Annotated in this window: 14 protein-coding genes; 9 read left to right on the top strand and 5 right to left on the bottom strand. The window is 57.2% G+C overall.

Annotated features, from left to right (window positions below; all coding sequences use genetic code 11):
* The first annotated feature begins 1 nt into the window (after position 1).
* From M2406_RS09015 to narI, 9 genes are all read left to right on the top strand, one after another.
* Positions 2-745, top strand: coding sequence for a glycosyltransferase family 2 protein (locus M2406_RS09015; RefSeq protein WP_012145611.1), 744 nt, complete (start codon positions 2-4; stop codon positions 743-745).
* Positions 742-2,619: a carbohydrate-binding protein CenC gene (locus M2406_RS09010; protein ID WP_259189680.1), complete on the top strand. Its 1,878-nt coding sequence runs from the start codon at positions 742-744 to the stop codon at positions 2,617-2,619. Before M2406_RS09015 ends, M2406_RS09010 begins: the two co-directional genes overlap by 4 nt.
* A 6-nt stretch (positions 2,620-2,625) precedes the next feature.
* Positions 2,626-3,615 (top strand): glycosyltransferase, encoded by a 990-nt coding sequence (locus M2406_RS09005; protein ID WP_129939849.1) that lies wholly within the window; start codon positions 2,626-2,628, stop codon positions 3,613-3,615.
* Positions 3,616-3,619: 4 nt separating this feature from the next.
* Entirely contained in the window at positions 3,620-4,522 is a 903-nt protein-coding gene (locus tag M2406_RS09000; RefSeq protein ID WP_112364443.1) for a glycosyltransferase family 2 protein, read from the top strand.
* A 185-nt stretch (positions 4,523-4,707) separates the two neighbouring features.
* The gene (locus M2406_RS08995; RefSeq protein WP_218216620.1) at positions 4,708-5,961 is read left to right on the top strand and encodes an EpsG family protein; all 1,254 of its coding nucleotides are present in this window, start codon (positions 4,708-4,710) and stop codon (positions 5,959-5,961) included.
* A 456-nt stretch (positions 5,962-6,417) separates the two neighbouring features.
* Positions 6,418-10,179 carry a nitrate reductase subunit alpha gene (locus M2406_RS08990; RefSeq protein ID WP_259189678.1) on the top strand — a complete coding sequence of 1,254 codons (3,762 nt, stop codon included), beginning with the start codon at positions 6,418-6,420 and terminating at the stop codon, positions 10,177-10,179.
* Positions 10,176-11,720 (top strand): nitrate reductase subunit beta, encoded by a 1,545-nt coding sequence (gene narH / locus M2406_RS08985; RefSeq protein WP_012145605.1) that lies wholly within the window; start codon positions 10,176-10,178, stop codon positions 11,718-11,720. Before M2406_RS08990 ends, narH begins: the two co-directional genes overlap by 4 nt.
* Positions 11,717-12,439 (top strand): nitrate reductase molybdenum cofactor assembly chaperone, encoded by a 723-nt coding sequence (gene narJ / locus M2406_RS08980; RefSeq protein WP_112364446.1) that lies wholly within the window; start codon positions 11,717-11,719, stop codon positions 12,437-12,439. The genes narH and narJ overlap by 4 nt, the downstream gene beginning before the upstream one ends.
* Before the next feature lie 2 nt (positions 12,440-12,441).
* Complete coding sequence (gene narI / locus M2406_RS08975) at positions 12,442-13,119, top strand: respiratory nitrate reductase subunit gamma (protein WP_012145603.1); 678 nt, start codon at positions 12,442-12,444, stop codon at positions 13,117-13,119.
* A 47-nt stretch (positions 13,120-13,166) separates the two neighbouring features.
* On the opposite strand, the gene M2406_RS08970 is transcribed toward narI, so the two are convergent.
* From M2406_RS08970 to M2406_RS08950, 5 genes are read right to left on the bottom strand one after another with little or no spacing between them, the layout of a single operon-like run.
* Positions 13,167-13,730, bottom strand: coding sequence for a LuxR C-terminal-related transcriptional regulator (locus M2406_RS08970; RefSeq protein ID WP_259189676.1), 564 nt, complete (start codon positions 13,728-13,730; stop codon positions 13,167-13,169).
* Between the two features lie 23 nt (positions 13,731-13,753).
* Positions 13,754-14,281 carry a fimbrial protein gene (locus M2406_RS08965; RefSeq protein WP_259189675.1) on the bottom strand — a complete coding sequence of 176 codons (528 nt, stop codon included), beginning with the start codon at positions 14,279-14,281 and terminating at the stop codon, positions 13,754-13,756.
* Between the two features lie 26 nt (positions 14,282-14,307).
* Positions 14,308-14,823 (bottom strand): fimbrial protein, encoded by a 516-nt coding sequence (locus tag M2406_RS08960; RefSeq protein ID WP_259189674.1) that lies wholly within the window; start codon positions 14,821-14,823, stop codon positions 14,308-14,310.
* Between the two features lie 41 nt (positions 14,824-14,864).
* Positions 14,865-15,932, bottom strand: coding sequence for a fimbrial protein (locus tag M2406_RS08955; RefSeq protein WP_259189673.1), 1,068 nt, complete (start codon positions 15,930-15,932; stop codon positions 14,865-14,867).
* Complete coding sequence (locus M2406_RS08950) at positions 15,929-18,451, bottom strand: fimbria/pilus outer membrane usher protein (RefSeq protein WP_259189672.1); 2,523 nt, start codon at positions 18,449-18,451, stop codon at positions 15,929-15,931. The genes M2406_RS08955 and M2406_RS08950 overlap by 4 nt, the downstream gene beginning before the upstream one ends.
* Positions 18,452-18,459 lie beyond the last annotated feature (8 nt).

Here is an 18,459-nt window from a genome sequence, read left to right as displayed (position 1 = left end):
GATGGAAAAAGTTTCAGTTATCATGCCGGCTTACAACGCCGCAGGCTTTATCAAACAGTCGATCCTCGGGGTGCTGAACCAGACCTATCAGGATTACCACCTGTATGTGATCGACGATGCCTCCACCGATCAAACCGCCGAGGTGGTGAAACCCTTTATTCACGATCGCCTGACTTACATTCGCAACAACACCAACCAGGGCGTGGCCGAAACCCGCAATATCGCGATAGAAGCGGCACGTGGCGATTATATTGCCTTCTGCGACAGCGATGATGTCTGGCACCCGAACAAGCTGGCACGCCAGGTCGGCATTCTGAAAACCGACCGCTATGACGTGGTGTGCTCGCACTATTACACCTTTGAAGATGACCCGGCGCGGGTGAAAAACTACCGCGGTTCCGGGGAGATCATCGCCTACCGGGACATGCTGAAAAGCAACTGGATCGGCAATTTGACCGGGATGTATAACCAGCGCCAGGTCGGCAAGGTGTACCAAAGCAAGGTCGGGCACGAGGACTACGTGATGTGGCTGTCGGTGCTGGAAAAAGCGCGTAACCACCTGGCGTATTGCATACCCGAGCCGCTGGCCTTTTATCGCCTTTCTGCACAGTCGTTGTCCGGCAATAAAATTCAGGCGGCCGACTGGCAATGGCAGATTTATCGCCGTCATCTGGGGCTTTCCTACCAGAAGTCCTGCTATCTGTTCTTCTCTTATCTGTACAACGCGGTGATGAAACGCCAATGAAAATCAGCAAGCTAACCACCGCCTGCCTGCTGGTAGGCTCCGGGCTGGCCAATGCCGCCCCCTGCGGTAATAACCTGCTGCAGGATCCCGGGTTCGAGCAGGGGGGCGCGGGCTGGTCACTGGCCTCGGCACAGGTGGTGGCGGGCGGCCACGGGGGCCGGAGCAGCCTGTTCTATCAAAATCACAACCCCGCCAACTACCACAACATGCTGCAGACGCTGGCGGTTAAACCGGGTCAGCAGCTGGCTTTTGGCACCTGGGTGCGCGGTGAGAACCTGAAGGGCAAGGGGGAGAATCAGGGCGCTGGAGTGTTTATCGAAAGTTATGACAGCCAGGGACGTTTTTTGGCCGGCAGCTACCCGCAGGGCCTGCTGGGCACCAGCGGCTGGCAGCCGGTCACGGGGGATTTTCGGGTGCCGCCGCGCGCGGTGAAGGTAGTGCTGGGCGTTTACCTGCGCCGGGGGACTACCGGCAGCGCCTGGTTTGATGACGTCTACGCCTGTCAGCAGCCGGTCGCGCCGGAGCTCTACCAGATGCGCAGCAGCCAGGGGACGGCATCGAGCCTGATCGAAGTGGTTGATCCGCAGCAGGTGCAGGTGGACAGCACGCTGGTTGACGACAAAAACACCGCCGTGAAACACGACAGCCGCCGTTACCGCATTAACGGAAAGCAGCAGGTGGAGTTCCCGCTGCCTGCCGACCTGGCTGCCGGGGAGTATCGTCTGCAACAGCAGGTGACGGACGTGGCTTCACAGCGCAGCCAGAGTAGCGAAATGCCGATCAGCGTCGGCCGTGAACAGCCTAAAGTGGCGTTGGATGCACAGGGTTATACCCTGAAACAGGGCAAGCGTTTCTTCCCGCTCGGTATTTATATGTACGGCGAGATGGTGACGGATGAGCATTTGGCGCGCATCCGCTATGCCGGTTTCAACACCTTACTCAATTATAACTACGGTACCGGACGTGACCCTGATAACTATTTCCGCAAAACCCAGCAGTACGGTTTGCAGGTGATTTTCTCACTCAAGGACATGTATGCCGGCACCCGCTTCGCGCCGGAAACCAAAATGAGCTATCCGCAACTGACGGCGAGCTATGTGGAAAGGTTTAAACACCAACCGAACCTGCTGGCCTGGTATATCAACGATGAACTGGGGCCGGAATACGTGCCGCAAATTGAGCAAAAGCATCTGCAGGTAAAACGTCTGGATCCGGATCACCTGACGTTCCAGGTGCTGGACAAGACCGGCACGCTCAACGCCTATTTCAACAGTTCGGACGTGCTGGCCAGCGATCCTTACCCGGTCGGCAGAGACGCCGATCTGACGCGGACTCTGGAGTACAGCCGCATTACCAGCCAGGTCGCGCGGCAGGTCAAAGGGGCCTGGCTGGTGATGCAGATTATGGATCACGCCGCTTATGCGCCGGGGCGTAAACCGCGCCAACCGACGGAGGCGGAGATGCGCAATCAGGCCTGGCTGGGGCTGATTGGCGGCGCTAAAGGCATTCTGTTTTATTCCTATACCGACTTGTTCTACAAGCGCCAACGCGGCGGCTTTAGCCAGCAGGAGTTTGATGCTATCTGGCGGGGTGTGGCCAGCGTGGCGCAGCAGATTGTCAGCTTTAACCCTTACCTGCTTTCCGGCGAAAGCACCCTGCTGCAGGGCAACAATACCGCCATCCCGGCAAGGTTGTTTATCGACGGTGATAAGGGCCTGGTGCTGATCGCCAACCCTTACTACCGGCCGATGTCGGCGCGCTTTGATTTGCCAACGGGCTGGCAGGCGCAAGGGCAACGGCAGATTGAGGCCGAGTTGCCGTCGATGGGCAGCCGGGCAGTTTGGGTGCAACTTCAAAAAGAAAAGAAAGGATAACCGATCATGAATATCACTCTGAGCCTGATTATTCCGGTGTATAAGGTCGAGGCTTATATTGAGGCTTGCCTGTGCTCAGTGCTGCAACAACTGCCGGACTGGGCGGAAGTGATCATCGTGGATGACGGCAGTCCGGATGGCGCTATCGGCATTGCCGAAGAGGTGCTGTGCCGCTATCCGCAGCACAAACTGCGGGTCAGTATTCTGCGTCAGCAAAACCAGGGGCTGAGCGAGGCACGCAACAGCGGCATTGCCCATGCCGAAGGACGCTATATCGGCTTCCTCGACTCTGACGATGTGCTGCTGGAAGGGTATTTCAGCATTTTGGGGCGCCTGCTGGCGGATAACCCTTTGGCAGACATCGTCGCCTTCAATGCCCAGCGTTTTTCGGCTTTCAACAACGGCAAGATCCAGCCGGACGGCACCCTGGCCATCGTACCGGGCAATGCCGCCCCCCAGCAGCGTGATGCCCATATGGCGCTGCTGGCGGACAGCTTCAACCGCAGCCTGTGGTACGCCTGGGCGCGTATTTACCGCAAAACGCTGTTCGAGCAGGCCCGCTTCCCGGCGGGGCGCAATTTCGAAGATATTCAGCTGATCCCGCAACTGTACCTGAAAGCGGAACGTATCGTGTTGTGCGACACGCCGCTGGTGGGTTACCGCGCCAACCCGAATGGCATTACGCGTGCGCCCAAACGACGCGATCTGGACGATCTGGATTATGCGCTCGGCGGTGCCGACACGGGACGCCGGGAGGGAGTGGGTCATGGGCTTTACTCGGTGCTCTTCGTTACCACGCTGAAGGCGCGTTTGCTGGTCGGGCTGGATTTTTTCGGGCTGCGTGACGCGCTGCGCGAAACCCGCGAGCTGAAACGCCGCTACTCCGGCCTGCGGGCAGAGGAGCGCAAAATGCTGAGCCGCAAGAATCGGCTGTTTTACCGCAGCCCGCTGGCTTACTACCTGATGGCCCGGCTGTATAACCTACGGGTGAAATAAAACTATGAGTATTACCGTCAGCGTCATCATACCCACCTATGGCCGCAGTGAACTGTTGGCACGCGCCATCGACAGCGTGCTGGCGCAAACCCATCGCCCGCTGGAAATTATCGTGGTGGATGACAACCCGCAGGGCGATGCGCATCGCCTGGCGACCCGCGAACGCCTGGCCGACTATATTGAGCGGGGAGAAATTATCTATTACCCGCGTCGCCACAACGGCGGGGGCGCACAGGCACGTAACAGCGGGATCCTGCGTTCGCGCGGTGAGTACATTACCTTTCTGGATGATGACGACTACTACCATCCGCAAAAAATCGCCCGTCAGTTGGCGTTTATGCAGCAGGGCAATTACGACGTCAGCCTGTGCGACATGGATATTCTCAAGGACGGGCAGATCAGCGCCGAGCATTATTACCGGGCGCGTTGCGCAGGGCTGGAAGATTTTATGCTGGCCGGCGTCGCCTACACGCCGATGATCATGATGCGGCGCAGCATGGCGATTGCGGTGCGCGGTTTCTTTAATACCCCGCGCTATCAGGATCATATCTTCCTGTACCGGCTGTTGGCGGCCGGGGCGAACATCGGCACGCTGCATGAACGCCTGGCAGTGCATAACGATCATGATGGTGAACGCATCACCTCCAGCCCGAAAGGCATCCTGGGTTACCGCAATAAAATGCAGTTTGAAAAGCGCTTGATGCCGCAGATCTCGCCCCGGGCGCGCAACATCATGCGTTTGCGCCACACCTGCATTAACTCGCGCATCATTACCGACGGCAAGAGCCGTCTGGCTGGGGTGTTATACGGGCTAAGGGGCATTGTCTACGTCAATAGCGGCCTGATGGCTGGGGTCTATATGAAGAATATCATCCGCAATGTGTTTTTCCGTGGCGTGCCTTTCTGATATTACGAAATTAGTCAGGTAAACGTCACCCTCTCCTGTGGGAGAGGGCCGGGGTGAGGGGCTTTAGCCTCTGCTCTGTCTGTTTCCCCTCACCCTAACCCTCTCCCAAAGGAGAGGGGACAGTATCGCCTTAACGGATGAGCAATACTCCCAATGAGAGGGAATTATTTAGCCAGAGGATGATTATGCGCTTTGAACGTTCTACGCTGATTGGCAGCGTGCTGCTGCTGACGGTACCGCTGTTTGCCTTGCTGCACAGCATTGGCACCCTGCGGGCGGGAAAGAAAAATACGGTGGCCTATCTGCTGATTGCGCTGTGTTTTTTCTTCTTCTTTATCAAGATCCCGCCATTGGCCGATCTCTACCGCCACTTTGCCAACTATGATGCGATTAACTCGGCCACCAGCCTGGGTGATGTCGTTCAGGGCAAGGTGGACGTGGTGCTGTACGCCAACTTTTATATTTTCAAAACCCTGGGTATCCCTTTTTACGTCATTCCGGGGCTGTACGTTGGCCTGTCGGTTTACTGCTATCTCGCCGCGCTCAATATTGTCATGTTGCACTCCGGCAAGGTGTTTTCAGCCAGGCAGTTTGTATTACTGCATCTGGCGGTGCTGTTTCTGATCAACCCGTTTATCATCGGCATGGGGCTGCGTTTTGGCTTCTCGATGGCGGTGATGACGCTGGCGATGGTGCTGTTTTGCCATAAACAGAATCGGCCGCTGGCCGCCGGCCTGATGTTATTCGCCATGCTGACCCACTTTTCCAGCATGCTGCTGGTCGGGGTGTTTCTGTGTAGCCGGGTAATGCGGCTAAACCGCCTGCTGACGGTGGTGTTTAGCGCCATTGCGTTGCTGACCGCCAAGTTCGCACTGCCGTTTATTCTTTCTCACATTACGATTTCTGGCATTAACAGTTATTCCGACGTCTATACCTCCGGCATGTATGCCAGCGATTATCTGACCTCCGGCAATGCCAATGGGATGATTAACTTCCTGATTGTGCTGTTCCCGGCGCTGTTTCTCGGGGTATTCATGCTGGCGAATCCGATGCGTAACCAGGCGGGGGACATCAAAAACACCGCGGCCTGGCTGGTGGTGTTTGTGTTCCTGTGTTCCAGTTCGCTGCAGGCGGCCAGCCGCTATGCCAGCGTGGCGTCGGTATTCCTGCTGTTTTACTACGTGGCTCATCATCGCTCGTTCATGCGCGGCAGGTTTAACTACTTCTTCCTGTGCTTCATGCTGATGGCCACCGGTTATAACCTGATCGAGAATATCTATGTCCCGCGTCGGCCAATCATGCTGGGGCAAATGTGGCAGTCATTTTATAAAACGCCGTTGCTGAACCTGTTCTACGGTGAACAGGAGTATGAGCAGTATCTGCGGGTTATCAACCGTGACAGCGGCGAGTGGATCGGCCATGAGATGGATGCAGGTTAATCAGTTAGCAGACACACAAAGCCTGTTATTAGGGAGAGCGTGCCGTAGGGGTCGTAGCGGCTTGTCCGCCGACCAATTTGCCGGGAGCAAATTGGAACGACTTCCAGTCGGCCCGTAGGGTGGGACACATGGATGTGTCCCATAATAGCCCCTCGGTGCGCTAGGCCCGGGTATCTCAGACGCTCGCCCGCATCCTACCCCCAAATACCCCAACTCACTTCGCAGTACATCCCGCCTAATATCTAAATCATGATTTTTATTCTATTTTCAATTAATTAGCGCCACTGCCTGCCCTGATACTTTAGGGGTAGGCACGCCGTTGCCGCCGTTATTCTCCCTCCGTTCTCTTGATCGCAATCAATTTGCCGCTGCAACCGCATTAGTAGGCTGGCGGCAGATTGAGCAATGCCGTTCCTTTAACGGTAAAAATATTAAAAGCTTTCAGGAGAATTCCGGATGAGCAAGTTTCTAGACCGATTCCGCTATTTTAAGCAGTTGGCGGAACCCTTTTCTGGCGAACATGGCCAGACGCTAAACACCAACCGCGACTGGGAAGACGGCTATCGCAGCCGCTGGCAGCACGACAAGATTGTGCGATCCACCCATGGGGTTAACTGCACCGGCTCCTGTAGCTGGAAAATATATGTAAAAAACGGCCTGGTGACCTGGGAAACCCAGCAAACCGATTACCCGCGTACCCGCCCGGACTTGCCCAACCATGAACCTCGCGGTTGCCCACGTGGCGCCAGCTACTCCTGGTATCTGTACAGCGCCAACCGCCTGAAATACCCATTGATGCGCAAACGCCTGATCAAACTGTGGCGTGAGGCCAAGGCGCTGCACAGTGACCCGATCGATGCCTGGGGCTCGATCGTCAGCGATGCCGAAAAATCCAAAAGCTACAAAGTCGCGCGCGGACGCGGTGGTTTTGTCCGCTCCAGCTGGCAGGAAGTGAACGAACTGATCGCCGCTTCCAACGTCTACACCGCCAAAACCTTCGGCCCGGATCGCATTATCGGCTTCTCACCGATCCCGGCGATGTCGATGGTGTCCTACGCCGCCGGCGCCCGCTATCTGTCACTGATTGGCGGCACCTGCCTGAGCTTCTACGACTGGTACTGCGATTTACCCCCGGCCTCGCCAATGACCTGGGGTGAGCAGACCGACGTGCCGGAATCGGCCGACTGGTACAACTCCTCCTACATCATCGCCTGGGGCTCTAACGTGCCGCAGACGCGTACCCCGGACGCCCACTTCTTCACCGAAGTGCGCTACAAAGGCACCAAAACCGTGGCGGTGACGCCGGACTATGCCGAAGTCGCCAAACTGTGTGACCAGTGGCTCAATCCGAAGCAGGGCACCGACAGCGCCATGGCGCTGGCAATGGGCCACGTGATGCTCAAAGAGTTCCACCTGGATCGTGAGGTGGGCTACTTCCGTGACTACGTGCGTCGCTACACCGATATGCCGATGCTGGTGATGCTCGAGCCGCGCGAAGCAGGCTATTACGCCGCCGGTCGCCTGCTGCGAGCCGCCGATCTGGTGGATGGTCTGGGGCAGGAAAACAACCCAGAGTGGAAAACCGTCGCCATAGATCAGCGCAACGGTGAGCTGGTAGCACCGCAGGGGTCGATTGGCTTCCGCTGGGGCGAGCAGGGCAAATGGAACCTGGAACAGCGCGCCGGTGAAGACGGGCAGGAAGTCGAATTGCAACTCAGCCTGCTGGGCGCACATGACGAAGTGGCCGACGTCGGGTTCCCTTACTTTGGCAGTACCGAAAGTGAACATTTCAACAGCGTGGCGCTGGACGAAATCCTGCTGCACAAACTGCCGGTCAAACGCCTGCGTCTGGCGGACGGCAGCGAAGCGTTGGTGACCAGCGTTTACGATTTGACCCTGGCCAACTACGGTCTCGATCGTGGCCTGAACGATGCCAACTGCGCCACCGACTATGACGACGTCAAAGCCTACACTCCGGCCTGGGCCGAGCAGATCACCGGCGTCTCACGTCACAACATTATCCGCATTGCCCGTGAGTTTGCCGACAACGCCGAGAAAACCCATGGCCGTTCGATGATTATCGTCGGTGCCGGGGTTAACCACTGGTACCACATGGACATGACCTACCGCGGCCTGATCAATATGCTGATCTTCTGCGGCTGCGTTGGCCAGAGCGGCGGCGGCTGGGCGCACTACGTCGGCCAGGAAAAACTGCGGCCGCAGACCGGTTGGCTGCCGCTGGCGTTTGGCCTCGACTGGCAACGTCCGCCGCGCCATATGAACAGCACCTCGTTCTTCTATAACCATTCCAGCCAGTGGCGCTATGAAACCGTCGGCACCGAAGAGCTGCTGTCGCCGTTGGCGGACAAGACCCGCTTTGGCGGTAGCCTGATCGACCTAAACGTGCGCGCCGAGCGCATGGGCTGGCTGCCGTCGGCACCCCAGTTGGGCACCAACCCGCTGCATCTGGCGGCGCAGGCGAAAGCCGCCGGTCAATCGCCGCTGGACTATACCGTCGAAGGGTTGAAAAAAGGCAGCCTGAACTTTGCCGCCGAACAGCCGGACAACCCGCAGAACTTCCCGCGTAACCTGTTCGTTTGGCGTTCCAACCTGCTGGGCTCATCCGGCAAGGGCCACGAGTACATGCTCAAGTATTTACTGGGCACCGAAAACGGCATTCAGGGCAAGGATCTGGGCCAGCAAGGCGGCGCCAAGCCCGAGGAAGTGGAATGGCTGGATAACGGCGGTGAAGGCAAGCTGGATCTGGTGGTGACGCTTGATTTCCGCATGTCCAGCACCTGTCTCTACTCCGATATCGTGTTGCCGACCGCTACCTGGTACGAAAAAGACGACATGAATACCTCGGATATGCATCCGTTTATTCACCCGCTGTCGGCAGCGGTCGATCCGGCCTGGGATTCGAAAAGCGACTGGGAGATTTATAAGGGCATCGCCAAAGCCTTCTCCGAAGTGTGTGTCGGGCATTTGGGCCAGGAAACCGACGTGGTGACGCTGCCTATTCAGCATGACTCGGCCGCCGAGCTGGCGCAGCCTTATGGCGTCAAAGACTGGAAAAAGGGCGAGTGCGATCTGATCCCGGGAGTTACCGCGCCGCATATCATGGTGGTAGAGCGTGATTACCCGGCCACCTACGAGCGTTTCACTTCGCTGGGACCGCTGCTGGATAAATTGGGCAACGGCGGCAAAGGGATTAGCTGGAATACCCAGACCGAAGTCGACTTCCTGAAAAAACTCAACTACGTGAAGGCCGATGGCCCGGCGGCCGGTCGGCCGAAGATTGAAACCGCCATCGATGCCGCCGAGGTGATCCTGGCGCTGGCACCGGAAACCAACGGACAGGTCGCGGTCAAGGCATGGGACGCGTTGGGCAAGATGACCGGCCGCGATCACCGCCATCTGGCACTGAACAAAGAAGATGAAAAAATCCGCTTCCGCGATATTCAGGCCCAACCGCGCAAAATCATTTCCAGCCCGACCTGGTCAGGTTTGGAAGACGAACATGTGTCTTACAACGCCTGCTATACCAACGTGCATGAGCTGATCCCATGGCGCACCATCAGCGGCCGTCAGCAGCTGTATCAGGACCATGAGTGGATGCGTGCCTTTGGCGAAAGCCTGCTGGTGTATCGCCCGCCGATCGACACCCGTGCCGCGCAGCCGTTGCTGAACCAGAAGCCGAACGGCAACAAGGAGAAGGCGCTGAACTTCCTGACGCCGCACCAGAAATGGGGCATTCACTCCACTTACAGCGACAACCTGCTGATGCTGACCCTGTCGCGCGGTGGGCCGATCGTCTGGATGAGTGAGGAAGATGCCAAGGATCTGGGGATTGAGGATAACGACTGGATCGAAGCCTTTAACGCCAACGGTGCGTTGACGGCGCGGGCGGTGGTCAGCCAGCGCGTCCCGGCCGGCATGACCATGATGTACCACGCGCAGGAACGCATCGTGAATATTCCCGGTTCGGAAATCACCAGTCAGCGCGGCGGTATTCATAACTCGGTGACCCGCGTCTGCCCGAAACCGACCCATATGATCGGGGGTTATGCGCAGTTGGCCTACGGCTTCAACTATTACGGCACCGTCGGCTCCAACCGCGATGAGTTTGTGGTGGTACGCAAGATGAACCGCATCGACTGGTTAGATGGTGAAGGCAACGACGACTCGCAGGGTAGCCAGCAGGAGAAAGCAAAATGAAAATTCGTTCGCAAGTTGGCATGGTGCTGAACCTGGACAAATGCATCGGTTGCCACACCTGTTCGGTGACCTGTAAAAACGTCTGGACCAGCCGCGAGGGCATGGAGTACGCCTGGTTCAATAACGTGGAAAGCAAACCCGGCGTCGGTTATCCGCACGCCTGGGAAGATCAGGAAAAGTGGAAGGGCGGTTGGATCCGTAAAATCAACGGCAAGCTGGAACCACGCATGGGCGGCCGCGTCGGCCTGTTGTCGAAGATATTCGCCAACCCGGACGTTCCGGCGCTGGACGACTATTACGAGCCGTTCGATTACGACTACCAGAACCTGCATACCGCGCCGCAGGGTAAGCATCAACCGATCGCCCGGCCGCGCTCGTTGATCACCGGCCAGCGCATGAAGAAGATTGAAAATGGCCCGAACTGGGAAGAGATCCTCGGTGGTGAATTCTCCAAGCGTTCGAAGGATAAAAACTTCGACAATATGCAAAAGGAGATGTACGGCCAGTTCGAAAACACCTTCATGATGTACCTGCCGCGCCTGTGCGAACACTGCCTTAACCCGGCCTGTGTCGCGACCTGCCCGAGTGGCGCTATCTACAAGCGTGGCGAAGACGGCATTGTGCTGATCGATCAGGATAAATGCCGCGGCTGGCGCATGTGCCTGACCGGCTGCCCGTACAAAAAGATCTATTTCAACTGGAAAAGCGGCAAGTCCGAGAAGTGCATCTTCTGCTATCCGCGTATCGAGTCCGGCCAGCCGACGGTGTGTTCGGAAACCTGCGTGGGTCGTATCCGTTATCTGGGCGTGCTGCTGTATGACGCCGACCGCATCGAACAGGCGGCAGCGGTCGAAAACGACAAGGATCTGTACCAGAGCCAGTTGGATATCTTCCTCGACCCGCACGATCCGGCGGTAATTGCCCAGGCGTTGGCCGACGGCATTCCACAAGGGGTGATCGAATCTGCCCAGCAGTCGCCGGTATACAAAATGGCGATGGACTGGAAGCTGGCGCTGCCACTGCATCCGGAATACCGCACGCTGCCGATGGTGTGGTACGTACCGCCATTGTCACCGATTCAATCCGCAGCCGATGCCGGTGAGCTGGCGCACAGCGGCGTACTGCCGGACGTGGAAAGCCTGCGTATCCCGGTGCAATACCTGGCCAACCTGCTGACCGCCGGCGATACCGCTCCGGTGCTGTTGGCGCTCAAACGCATGCTGGCGATGCGCCACTACAAACGTGCGGAAACCGTTGACGGCGTGCTGGACACCAGCGCACTGGAACAGGTGGGGCTGAGCGAAGCGCAGGCGCAGGAGATGTACCGCTATCTGGCGATCGCCAACTACGAAGACCGCTTCGTGATCCCATCCAGCCATCGTGAACTGGCGCGTGAGGCCTTCCCGGAAAGCAAAGGCTGCGGCTTTAGTTTTGGTGACGGCTGCCAGGGTAGCGACGGTAAATTCAACCTGTTCAACAGCCGACGCATTGACGCTATTGATGTGACGAAAAAAACGCCCCGCCAGGAGGATGCCTCATGATCAGCCTGAAAGTGATTGCTCGCCTGCTGGACTACCCGGAGCAGGCGCTGTTTGACCATCAACAGGCGCTGGTGGAGGCGCTGGAACCGGCCAGCGAACTGGATTTGCACCACAGCGCGAAGTTGATCCTGTTTATTCGCCGTTTCTGCGCCCGTCCGTTGCTGGATGTGCAGGCTGAATACTGCGAGCTGTTCGATCGGGGCCGCGCCACCTCGTTGCTGTTGTTTGAGCACGTACATGGCGAGTCGCGCGATCGCGGTCAGGCCATGGTCGATCTGATGGCGCAATACCGCGAAGCCGGGCTGGAGATCGACAGCCGCGAGCTGCCGGACTTCCTGCCGCTGTATCTGGAGTATCTTGCCAGCCGCAGCAAGGAGCAGGCCGCGGAGGGGTTGCAGGACATCGCACCGATCCTGGCATTACTGGGCGCCCGGTTACTACAGCGGGAAAGCCCGTATGCGGTGCTGTTTGATCTGCTGCTGGTGCTATCTGGCAGTGACGTTCAGGCACAGGCGCTGACGTCTCAGGTAGCAAAAGAAACCCGCGATGACACGCCGCAGGCGCTGGATGCGGTATGGGAAGAGGAGCAGGTTAAGTTTCTAGGTGAGGAAGGTTGTGCTTCGGCACAGCAGGCGGCGCACCAACGGCGCTTTGCCGGTGCGGTAGCCCCGCAATACCTGGACCTGACGGATGCGCTAACCGGAACCAAAGGACGCTAATCATGCAATTTTTAAATCAGTTCTTCTTCGATATTTACCCCTATCTGGCGGGGGCGATTTTCCTGATCGGCAGTTGGCTGCGTTACGATTACGGCCAATACAGCTGGCGCGCCGGATCCAGCCAGATGCTGGATAAAAAAGGAATGCGACTGGCCTCCAACCTGTTCCACATCGGCATTTTGGGCATCTTCGCCGGGCACTTCCTCGGCATGCTGACGCCGCACTGGATGTATGAATCCTTCCTGCCGATCGACGTGAAGCAGAAACTGGCGATGATCGCCGGTGGTGCCTGCGGCGTAATGACGTTGATTGGCGGGGCGCTGCTGCTGAAACGCCGGTTGACCAACCCGCGGGTGCGGGCGACCAGCAGTTTTGCCGATATCATGATCCTGACGCTGTTGGTGGTGCAGGTGTGCCTGGGGCTGCTGACCATTCCGTTCTCCGCCCAGCATATGGACGGCAGCGAGATGATGAAGCTGGTGGGCTGGGCACAGGCAGTGGTGACCTTCCACGCCGGTGCATCAGAACATCTGGTGGGCGTTGCGCCGATTTTTAAACTGCATATGGTGCTGGGCATGACGCTGTTCGTGCTGTTCCCGTTCTGTCGCCTGGTGCATATCTGGAGCGTACCGGTGGAATACCTGACCCGCCGTTACCAACTGGTGCGTAATCGCCGCTAAAGAAATTTCCCACCTCTATTACCCTCCATCTGGCGAAACGCACGCTGTCAGATGGGGGTGTTCGTGATACAAACTTTTTCTTCCCTCAGCCCCAGTTCCGTCGACGCCGGCCAGTTTGCCAGCAAGGCTCTCGCTTGCTGCGGTGCCAGAGCGAATAACTCCACCTCGCTGTGCAACCCCAACTTCTGCATTAAGTGGCGCTTCTGGAAACTGACCGTTTTAACGCTGCGTGCCTGCTGGTGTGCGATGTCCGACACGCTAAGGCCATTGAGCAGGGCATTCAGCACCTGTTGCTCGCGTGGCGCCAGTAACTGACGGCGGGCGGTAATATCCGCAGATAACGGCGGATTGAGCAGCGCCCCCAGCGCATACAGCATGGCATTGCTGGTCAGGCCGAGCTTGCCCATCGCCCGTTGCTTGTGGCTGCTGATGGTGCGGATATCGCGCTGCAGCTTCCAGGCAATCGCCGTCAAGTCCTGGCCGCTGAGCAGCGCCTGTACAATATGGCGTTCCGTGGGGGTCAACCGTGCGAGCAGATAGGCAGGCAGCAGAGCCTGGCGAGCAGGCTCACGGAGCGGCTGCGGACCTGCGTGCGTGCAACGCGATGCCACAAAGGGATGAACCGGCGTGAGCTTCAATTGTTGTACCAAATGGTAAAGGTGGCGCTGGCATTGGCACTGCCAGCGGTCACCGTGTCGCTGGTGGCGATGTAGCGTGCGCTGAAGGCCAGAGAATTCACGGTGCTATTACCCCCGATGATTGACATCAACGGTGAGCGCGTCCCCGGTGCCAACACTTTTTTCGCACCGTCCAGCAGTTGCACACCGACCCCTTTCGCCACGCTGCTGCCGGTCAGGGCTAATGCAGTGCTATCTCCGGTTGCGGCGACGCCATCAAACTGAACCTGTACCTGGCTGACCTCTGCCGGGCAGCTCTTTAGGCGCAATGTGAAGTCTGTATGGGAACCTGTCACGCCCTTGCTGCTTAATATGCTGCGCGACAGGGTGCCCAAGTCCACTGCCAGCGGGTCAACCGTCGGCTCACAAGCTGCCGACAGCACGCGTCCGGTAATATTGACACTGGCATCGTCGGCCCAGACAACACCACTGCAAAGCATTAGCGTCAGTAGCGCCCGAGCAGTCTTTAAAGCTACCATGTGCATGACAGATTCCTTGTCGTCGCAATGAGTTATTGATAGGTAAAGGACACCACGATATTGCCGATTACCGTGCCGGCGGTGGCAGAGCCTTTCGAATAAATCTGCACCTTCTGGCTAAACACCGCTGTTTTGGAAGTGCTGTTCACGTCTACCTGGCGGGTGGTGTTAGGAGTAATTGTCTTGCTTGCGCCATCCTGAACATACAGCGCCAACTGTCCTGCGGTGCCGGTATTGATAAAACTGTCGCTATAGTGAGGGGATACTGTGCCAGTGTAGCTGGCCGTTACCTTGGTGGTCGCAGTCGGGCAGTCCTTCAGTTTTAAATCGAAACTTTTAAACGGGCTGGTATCGCCGGACTTTTGCAATTTGCTGACCACGATATCGTCCAGTTTAATATCCAGAGAGCTGGCACCATCAATGACACAAGGGGCGGCAATTACATTACCGGTGATATTGAGCGTTACCGCGTCGGCCTGAGCCAAACCGTTGGCGCCTAAACCACTGCACAATATCCATAACGCCGGTTGGCGAATAATCCTCAGCATATTCCTTCTCCTGTTGTGTTTTCCATAAATGACATATTGAGTTACTGATAGGTGATATTCAGCGTGGCGGCAGTATTGGCTTTGCCAACGGTGACATCCTTTTTGGTTTGGTAATAACGAGCACTGAACGGCAGGGATTCTTTACCCCCGGCCACCGTTTTAACCAGTAGGTTGGTACCCCGCTTGAGCAATGTCCCATCAGACAATATCTGTACCCCCAGCCCGCTAACCACGCCGCTTTGCCCGGCACCGGTCAGCGCCAGGACGCTGGTATCTGTGGTTTCGGTGCTTTGGGTTCCACTCAGGGAAACGCTGACTTTAATCTCTGGGTCACAGTTCAAGTCCACGTTGAATTTTTTTTCACTAAAGGTGGCGCCAATACTGGAGAAATTGGTGGCGGAGATATCACCCAAGGGGACGCTGATACTGGTGTTGGTGAGAGAACAGGTCGCTTTGGTTATGGTACCGGTGATATAGATGGGAATTTCGGTGGCCCACCTTGGGGGGTTGGCGTTGTGGTAGGCAATAAGGGCGCCAATTTTACCCGATAGGGTGCCTGAACCAATATCACCTGTTTTATACAGTTGAATAGATGCCGTCATTCTATAGTTGTAGCCTTCTGGCGGAGAACCATGAGGCATGATGGGGCCTCGCCCTGCTACCAATACGGCATCATTAAAGCGCGGGGGATATCCGTAGCTCTGACCAATCCAGGTGGCGTAGAAGGATTGGTTGCTTTCTCGTGCTGCCATGGTAAAGCCAACACCAGAGACATTCGAAGCAAAAATTTTGATCACCCCTATCTTTTGTCCCGTATCAGCACCATAAGCCTTAACACCTGAAAGTGTATATGAAGCATCGGCCAGGCAGTTATGGCCTGTTTCGATGCTGTCGATTATGGGGCTCAAATTTGTGAAATTTGCGATGTCTTTCTTAAGATCAATGTTTCCCAGATCTAAAGTAATGGAGGCAGTTCTGGGGCGACAGTCAAACGCCAGTCCCTGCTGGCTATACAACCCCATCAGCGCGACGCCAGCCACCAGGCATCGCGTCTTTAGGCAATATGTTGTTGCGATTGTCAGCCTTCTTTTTTTTATTGGAATATTCATCTGCACACCTCATTGATTTGCACTACGCCACCCGGCTGGGGCGTGGTGGGCAATTGATAATTGACCCAGCACTGACCGGTATTGCCGTTTCCCCATAGCACCCTCAGTTTCCCTTGCTCAGCGAGGCCACTCAGGTAGACCTGCCCGGCATCACCGACGATGCTGCCTTGTGCCGCGTTTTGATCGGCTTCGCTCACCGTGGCGCCAAAGGGCACCGGCTTGCCATTGCCTTGCGTTAGTGTCATCAGCACCCTCGCACCCACTTTGGCGCTGAACGTCGCCCTCACCAGCGCTCCGCGCGTGGGTACCACACGGTGGCTGGTTTGCGCCACGTCGGTATCTGCCGATAAGGTTTCTGTCGCCAGCGTGACGTCGGTACTGCGATAGGGGGTCAGGTACGGCACCAACGCATAACCACGCCAGTCAGTGCGCACACCGGTCTGGTTATTGACGCTCACACCGGCTGCGCCGGGCATGGCCACCAGCGCTGCCGTCTCGCCCAGGGGTTGCCCCAGGGTCACGCCACTGGCATGCGCCACCACGCTGCCTTGCAGACCATAATTCAGCCGCTGGCTGTTGCGGTCATAACCGTAGCCCGAGCTAAGCTCGCCGTAAGTCCCCTTATAGTCCAGATTAAGGTTGCCGCCGTAACCTTGCCCTCGGCTGCCATAATTCTGCTGCGCCGCCCAGCTCAGGCTGTTATCCCGTAGCGCCATCCCGCTCAGCCCCAGAGACTGGCTGGTCGCACCGCCCTTGGTATTGTTCAGGTTGTAGTTCACCCAACTGCTGTTGTTGTCCCACAGGTTTAGCGGCATGTTGAGATTGAAGACGATTTGCTGGTCGTTACTGCGCTGCGGCCCGAAACTATTACGGTTATAACTCCAGTTCACCCCGTAGCTGATCCCTTGCCAACTGTTGCTGTAGCCCAGTCCCAACGAGGCCATGCTGCGATCGCTGTTCCAGTAATCTTCGCGTATCGCACTGAGCGAGAGCGAACCGCCGTCCTGCCATAACTGCTGGCTCATGCTCAGTTCCGCCCGGTTGCGTCGCCGCTCATACGCCCAGTAGGCCATCTCTCCGCTACGCCAGGTGTCCAACACCTCCGACAGGGCATAAAACCCCGCCGTCGAATAGCGATAACCGGCAATAGCGAAGTTGGTGCCGGTCTGCACCATATTTTTGCTGTAACGCATACGCCACGACTGCCCGGTCTGTCTGTCCAGCCCTTTTTGCTGGCCCCGCGACTGGGTCACATCCACCGAGAATGCCCCCCAGTCACCAAGGTTGTTGCCCACCCCCAGTGCGGCCGACTGGTAACGCTGTGCCATCTGCACGCCACCATACAAAGTACTGTTCCACGGCAGACCATAAATGGCCGTTCCCTGCATCAGGGCACTTTTATCCACGCTGTGGTCATAACTGCGGTATTGGCCTGCCGTCAGGCTGTATTTGAGCCGTCCTTCACGCTGCAACACGGGTAGGGAGGCGAAGGGCACCACTAGCTGTTGTTCGCTGCCATCGGCTTCTTTGATGGTGACATGCAGGTCGCCGCTGCCGCCGGTGGGGTACATATCGTCAATAACAAATGCCCCCGGCGCTACATAGGTACGGTAAATCTCATAGCCGTTTTGGCGTACTACCACCTGGGCATTGGTTCGGGCAATGCCGCGGACTATCGGCGCATAACCTCGCAGGCTATCCGGTAGCATGTCGTCATCCGAAGCCAGCTGTCCGCCACGGAAGGGCACTGCGTCAAACACCTCACTGGGCGCGTTGCTGTCACCCAATGTCATCTGGCTCTGTAACCCAATCAGGTTACGCTGGGCGTAGGTATAAACCGTATTCCACTTGTCTTGTCCATCACTGTCGCGACCCCAGGTGGTGTAGTTACGCAACCGCCATGGCCCGAGGTTCGCTCCTGGGCGCAGGTTGGCATACTGATTGTTACCATTGCTCCCACTCTCATTTCTGGCATAGGTGTTGGCCCCGCTCAGGCTATAGTTAAGTAATAGCGCTGGAACGCCTTCGTCCCATTGTGCCGGGGAAACATAACCGCGCGGCTGCTGTTTAATCGCCGCCTGTGGAATGCTCAGCAGCAACCGCTGCTGGTTAAACTGCAAACGTGATGAAGCCTGTGGTATTGCCGTCAGATCGACACAGGTGCTGTCTGCGGCCCCCAGAGTTGGAAAGCGACTCACCTGAACGCCGTAATCGCCCAGTTCCGCCATGCTCAGGCAGGGTTGTAGCCCATCCCCCTTGGGGTCGGCATGAAAAGTCACCGAGCGTGTCGCCACCATTTGCTGATTAAGAAAAATATCGACCCGATAAACGCCGGGTATTTGCCCACCGGCGTTCTCAAATGCCGATAAGTCCACGCCATCCTGTTGGGGTGTCCCAATAGTCAGCAATGCCGGGTTAAAATAATCACGACTTTGTGCTGTCGGCTGTAACACCAGTTGCAAGACTATTAGCCCCGCCAGAGGCACTTGGCGATATCGTCGGTCTGTTTCCGTGCTCATTGCCACAC

Source organism: Serratia sp. BIGb0163, from assembly GCF_024809935.1.
Classification (GTDB): domain Bacteria; phylum Pseudomonadota; class Gammaproteobacteria; order Enterobacterales; family Enterobacteriaceae; genus Serratia; species Serratia quinivorans.
The sequence above is the reverse complement of the archived record's forward strand: the minus strand, read 5'-3'. Positions and strand labels throughout refer to the sequence as shown.

Excerpts from the sequence above, each read along its gene's own strand:
- M2406_RS09015 (WP_012145611.1), top strand. The coding sequence starts at position 2 with ATGGAAAAAGTTTCAGTTATCATGCCGGCTTACAACGCCGCAGGCTTT.
- M2406_RS09010 (WP_259189680.1), top strand. The coding sequence starts at position 742 with ATGAAAATCAGCAAGCTAACCACCGCCTGCCTGCTGGTAGGCTCCGGG.
- M2406_RS09005 (WP_129939849.1), top strand. The coding sequence starts at position 2,626 with ATGAATATCACTCTGAGCCTGATTATTCCGGTGTATAAGGTCGAGGCT.
- M2406_RS09000 (WP_112364443.1), top strand. The coding sequence starts at position 3,620 with ATGAGTATTACCGTCAGCGTCATCATACCCACCTATGGCCGCAGTGAA.
- M2406_RS08995 (WP_218216620.1), top strand. The coding sequence starts at position 4,708 with ATGCGCTTTGAACGTTCTACGCTGATTGGCAGCGTGCTGCTGCTGACG.
- M2406_RS08990 (WP_259189678.1), top strand. The coding sequence starts at position 6,418 with ATGAGCAAGTTTCTAGACCGATTCCGCTATTTTAAGCAGTTGGCGGAA.
- narH (WP_012145605.1), top strand. The coding sequence starts at position 10,176 with ATGAAAATTCGTTCGCAAGTTGGCATGGTGCTGAACCTGGACAAATGC.
- narJ (WP_112364446.1), top strand. The coding sequence starts at position 11,717 with ATGATCAGCCTGAAAGTGATTGCTCGCCTGCTGGACTACCCGGAGCAG.
- narI (WP_012145603.1), top strand. The coding sequence starts at position 12,442 with ATGCAATTTTTAAATCAGTTCTTCTTCGATATTTACCCCTATCTGGCG.
- M2406_RS08965 (WP_259189675.1), bottom strand. The coding sequence starts at position 14,281 with ATGCACATGGTAGCTTTAAAGACTGCTCGGGCGCTACTGACGCTAATG.
- M2406_RS08960 (WP_259189674.1), bottom strand. The coding sequence starts at position 14,823 with ATGCTGAGGATTATTCGCCAACCGGCGTTATGGATATTGTGCAGTGGT.
- M2406_RS08955 (WP_259189673.1), bottom strand. The coding sequence starts at position 15,932 with ATGAATATTCCAATAAAAAAAAGAAGGCTGACAATCGCAACAACATAT.
- M2406_RS08950 (WP_259189672.1), bottom strand. The coding sequence starts at position 18,451 with ATGAGCACGGAAACAGACCGACGATATCGCCAAGTGCCTCTGGCGGGG.